This is a genomic window from Macellibacteroides sp. (genome assembly GCF_050251695.1).
In the GTDB taxonomy this organism is placed as follows: Bacteria; Bacteroidota; Bacteroidia; order Bacteroidales; family Tannerellaceae; genus Macellibacteroides; species Macellibacteroides fermentans.
Genome location: NZ_JBFWMI010000136.1, coordinates 1 through 5,311, shown reverse-complemented (window position 1 = coordinate 5,311; position 5,311 = coordinate 1). Strand labels below are relative to the sequence as shown.

Below are 5,311 nucleotides of genomic sequence, written 5' to 3'. Positions count from 1 at the left end.
ACTTACAAATGGTGCTCGGCTTTATTGCCGGAACCTTGTTGATTGCTTATGCTTTAATTCCTTTGTTTTATAAACTCAAGGTGGTTTCTATCTATGAATACCTTGAAAACCGCTTTGGCATCTCCACCTATAAAACAGGAGCCTGGTTCTTTTTCATTTCCAAAATGTTAGGAGCCTCCATCCGGTTGTTCCTGGTTTGTGTAGTGTTACAGTTGCTGGTATTCGACCCCATACATCTTCCATTTATACTGAACGTATTTTTTACGGTTGCGTTGGTTTGGCTTTACACATTCAACGGTGGAGTAAAAGTATTGATCTGGACAGACACATTAAAAACCTGCTGCCTTATTGTCTCTGTTGTTCTTTGTATAACTTTCATCGCATCCGATCTGCAGATGGATTTCATGGGAATGGTTAGAGCCGTTACCGATAATGATTATTCCAAGGTGTTTTTCTTCGACGATGTGAATGACAAACGATTCTTCTGGAAACAATTTTTGGCCGGTGTTTTCACTGTTATAGCCATGACCGGATTGGATCAGGATATGATGCAACGGAATCTAAGCTGTAAGAATCCGGCCGATTCTCAAAAGAATATGGTTACCAGCGTTATCTTTCAATTTATAGTGATTGCCATGTTTCTCATGTTGGGAGTCCTTCTCTACATCTATGTTCAGGCTAAAAATATTGCACTCCCTGCAAAATCAGACGAATTATTTCCGATGATCGCCACGCAGGGATATTTCCCAACAATTGTGGGGATCTTATTTATCGTAGGGTTGATCTCTTCAGCCTATTCGGCTGCCGGTTCAGCTTTAACGGCGCTGACCACCTCTTTTACGGTCGACATATTAGGCACTCTAAAGAAACATACCGACGAAGAGGCAGCCAGATCAAGAAAAAAAGTCCATATCGGGATGGCGTTTGTCATGGGGCTGGTTATCGTCGTTGTAAACGCACTCAACAATACCAGTGTTATCGATGCCGTCTACATTCTGGCCAGTTATACATACGGACCCATTCTCGGATTGTTCGCGTTCGGTATCTTTACAAAAAAGGCTGTGAAGGACAAGTATATCCCACTGGTCGCTATTCTTTCCCCCCTGTTTTGTCTGATGGTGGATTTGAATTCAGAACGATGGTTTAACGGGTATTCATTCAGTTATGAACTGCTTATCATCAATGCCCTGTTCACGTTTGTCGGACTTTGTTTATTTATTAAAAAAGGAAAAGTACAACCATGAAAAAGAATATTTGTCATAGCTTGATCCTGTTACTGCTGGTTAGCATCGGATCTTTAACTGCGCAGAATGGATCTTTGGCAACCCGGCAGTCCATCGCCCGTTTTCTTAATTCGCATGTGTCGGGTGAGCTGGCTATAGGAAAGATTACGGTAGATTCGCTTACCATCCTCGATAAAGCAAAAAAGGTCCGGGTGGTTGCCTCTGTAAACTGTTCGTATATTCCCTTTACACAGCAACGTGTTCTGGTTGTCTACGATTCGATCCGGAATATTCTTCCTTCGTCTTATGCTAGTTATAAAGTGGAATTGGTGACCGATAATCAACCCATCGAAAATCTGGTTACCGGTCAATCCAGAAAATATACTTTCCGCAATAAAGTGGACAAACCTTTAGTTACTGCGTTGTCTAAACCATTTAAAGCAGAAAAAGGATTACGTAACAAACATATAGCCCTTTGGCAAAGTCACGGTTTTTATTTTGAACAGAAATTAAACCGTTGGGAGTGGCAACGGGCCCGTATTTTTCAAACGGTAGAAGATTTATATACACAAAGCTATGTACTTCCATTCCTGGTGCCCATGCTCGAAAATGCAGGAGCCAATGTCTTGTTGCCCAGAGAAAGAGATACACAGACACTTGAAGTGATTGTAGATAATGACAAAGCGACCCATCCATCCGTTTACAAAGAGATTCAGGGAGACAAGCCCTGGTCGGTCGGATTTGGTAAGGGATTCGCGATGCTGAAGGATCAGTACATTGAGACTGATAATCCGTTTCAGGACGGTACATTCCGGCAAACGGTTACCCGTAAGAAAGGAAAAGAGAGCCTGGCCGAATGGATTCCTTCCCTATCAAAAGCAGGTAAGTATGCTGTATATGTATCTTACAAGACTTTACCGGAAAGCACCGAAGACGCCTTATATACCGTCTACCATAAGGGCGGAAAGAGCCAGTTTCGTGTGAACCAGCAAATGGGCGGCGGCACCTGGATATACCTGGGACATTTCATGTTCGACCAAGGAATGAATGAGTCTTGTAAGGTTCAACTCTCCAATCTTTCGTCTAAAAACAACCGGATTATTACGGCAGACGGTGTGAAAATAGGGGGCGGATATGGTACCATTGCACGTAAAGTGAACAATTCGGGCATCGTATCGGAGAATACAAAAAGCTCCGACAACTCCGGACCGAAAGTGCTTCAGAGTCAGCTTTCCATCCCTTATCAATACGAAGTGAGCGGCTATCCCCGCTTTACCGAAGGCGCCCGGTATTGGTTGCAGTATGCAGGCTTTCCGGATACGGTATATACACAAAGCAAAGGGGTAAACGACTATACGGATGATTATAAGAGCAGAGGCGTCTGGGTGAATTATCTTTCGGGAGGTTCAAGCGTTGCTCCGAAAGAAAAAGGATTAAATATTCCGGTTGATCTGGCTTTTGCGTTCCATACAGATGCCGGTACTACCCTGAATGATTCTATTATCGGAACGTTGGGTATCTTCTTTACCAAGGAGGGAGACGAGACCTTCGGGAATAAGGCTTCGCGTTATGTTTCAAGAGATCTGACGGATTTGATCCAGACAGAAATTGTGAAGGATATCCGCAGCCTGTACGAACCTGCCTGGTCGAGAAGAGGTATGTGGAACCAGTCCTATTTTGAGGCACGTACCCCCAGAGTACCCACCATGCTGCTGGAGCTGCTCTCGCATCAGAATTTTGCGGATATGCGATACGGTCTCGATCCTCGTTTCCGCTTTACGGTAAGTCGGGCTATCTATAAAGGGATGCTTAAATTTATCGCCTTGCAGTACAACCAACCCTTTGTGGTTCAACCCTTGCCTGTCGACCATTTCAGCGTCCGTTTTACAGGTGCTGAAGAGGTGGAGCTTGGCTGGCAGGCCGTCCGCGATTCGCTGGAGCCTACCGCTGTGGCCAACAAATATATACTATATACGCGTAAGGGTGATGCCGATTTCGATAACGGAGTGGTGGTTACATCCAATAAGATCAGGCTGCACCAGGAGCCCGGTATTATCTATAGCTATAAAGTGACTGCCCTGAATGAGGGAGGGGAGAGTTTCCCATCCGAAATTCTTTCGACGTGCCGTGTAAAAGATGAGAAAGGGGTGGTGCTGGTCGTTAATGGATTCGACCGGGTAAGCGGACCGGCCGACTTTGTCGCGGATAGTATCGCAGGGTTCTACGATCCCAAAGATCATGGCGTCCCCTACTTGAACGATATCAGTTTTATTGGAAGTCAGTATGAATTCCGTCGTTCCAAACCGTGGACCGACGATGATGCTCCTGGCTTTGGAGCCAGCCGTGCGAACTACGAAACCAAGGTGATTGCCGGAAACAGCTTCGATTATCCTGCTATGCACGGACAGTCCATCGTAAAGGCTGGGTATTCATTCGTATCCTCCAGTGATGAATCTGTAGGATCCGGCAAGGTTAATCTAATGGAATACCCTGTTGTAGACCTGATTCTGGGCAAAGAACGTCAGACCCAGATAGGCCGTGGCGTATTTGATTCTCAGTTTAAGACCTTCCCGGCCGAACTGCAACAAACCATCACCGCCTATTGCAATCAGGGAGGTAATGTGCTTGTCAGCGGAGCCTACGTGGGAACCGATCTATGGGACAACGGTGAGGTGAACGTACAGGATCTGGATTTCGCAAAGAAAGTACTTAAATATAACTGGCGTACCGGACAGGCTTCTGTAACCGGCGAAGTTAAAAGTGTCCAGTCTCCTTTCCGGATGATTTCAGGCCACTATGAGTTTTACAACGAGCTGAACGAGCATTCGTATGTGGTGGAGTCGCCCGACGCAATCGAACCTGCCGATCCGGCCTGCTTTACTATCTACCGATACAGCGAAAACAATCTGAGTGCAGGTGTTGCCTATAAAGGAAAATATAAAACCTGCGTATTGGGTTTCCCTATCGAGACCCTTAAGTCGGACGACCAACGTGATAAACTGATGGCAGACATTTTACTTTTTATGTCGTCCAAATAACATATTGAAATAGAAAATAGTAGTATAGATTATAAAACTGAATTGAAATGAAAAGAATTAACTGCTTTATACCGTTCCAGGATGCTGCACAGGTTGCACACACGGTTAAAGGACTGAAAGAATCGGATTTGGTATCCAAAATATATTTATTAGCAACCGAAACAGTATCGGATGCTCCGGAAGGTTGTACGGTTGTTCCTGTACAATCGCTGAATTCCACCGATGCTGTTCGTAAAATAGCTGCGCTTGCGGATGCCGACTATACCATGCTGTATACAAAGTATACTTCGCTGGAGTTAGGTATGTTCGCACTGGAGCGTATGTTGCATATCGCCGATGATTCGGCTGCCGGAATGGTGTATGCCGACCATTATATCGTAACCAACGGAACTGCCAAAAATAATCCCGTTATTTCTTACCAGCAGGGAAGTCTGCGCGACGACTTTAATTTCGGGTCTGTCCTCATCTATAATACAAGTATATTGAAAGAGGCAGTGGCGCAGATGACTGCCGATTACAAATTTGCCGGACTTTACGACTTGCGACTCAAAGCCTCTCAGAAAGCATCGCTGGTTCACATCAACGAATATCTTTATTCGGAAGTAGAGCAGGATACACGTAAAAGCGGCGAAAAGATCTTCGACTATGTGGATCCTAAAAATCGTGCCGTTCAGATCGAGATGGAAGAGGCCTGTACGCAACACCTTAAGGCGATCGGCGGATACCTGGCTCCGGAATTCAGACAAATTGAATTCAATGCAGGCGACTTTGAGTTTGAGGCGTCCGTAATCATCCCGGTCAGAAACCGTATCCGTACCATTAAAGATGCCATACGATCGGTACTGAATCAGAAGACTACCTTCAAATTCAACCTCATTGTGATTGATAATTATTCCACCGACGGAACTTCCGAAGCGATTGAAGAATTTGCTTCAGACTCCCGTTTGATCCATCTGATTCCGGAACGGAAAGATCTGGGTATCGGAGGTTGCTGGAATGCCGGGGTACATCATCCCATGTGCGGTAAATTTGCTGTGCAGCTGGACAGCG

The 5,311-nt window shown here is 45.3% G+C and carries 3 protein-coding genes; all 3 read left to right on the top strand.

Features of this window, described 5'->3' with window-relative positions; all coding sequences use genetic code 11:
* Positions 1-1,244 (top strand): sodium:solute symporter (locus AB7E53_RS13885; RefSeq protein ID WP_446776341.1); only part of this gene is annotated, 1,244 nt, incomplete at its 5' end.
* A complete protein-coding gene (locus AB7E53_RS13880) occupies positions 1,241-4,261 on the top strand; it encodes a golvesin C-terminal-like domain-containing protein (protein ID WP_446776339.1) in 3,021 nt (1,006 codons plus the stop codon). The genes AB7E53_RS13885 and AB7E53_RS13880, both read left to right, overlap by 4 nt.
* Before the next feature lie 47 nt (positions 4,262-4,308).
* Positions 4,309-5,311: glycosyltransferase family 2 protein (locus AB7E53_RS13875; protein ID WP_446776337.1), on the top strand; the 1,003-nt coding region annotated here is incomplete at its 3' end.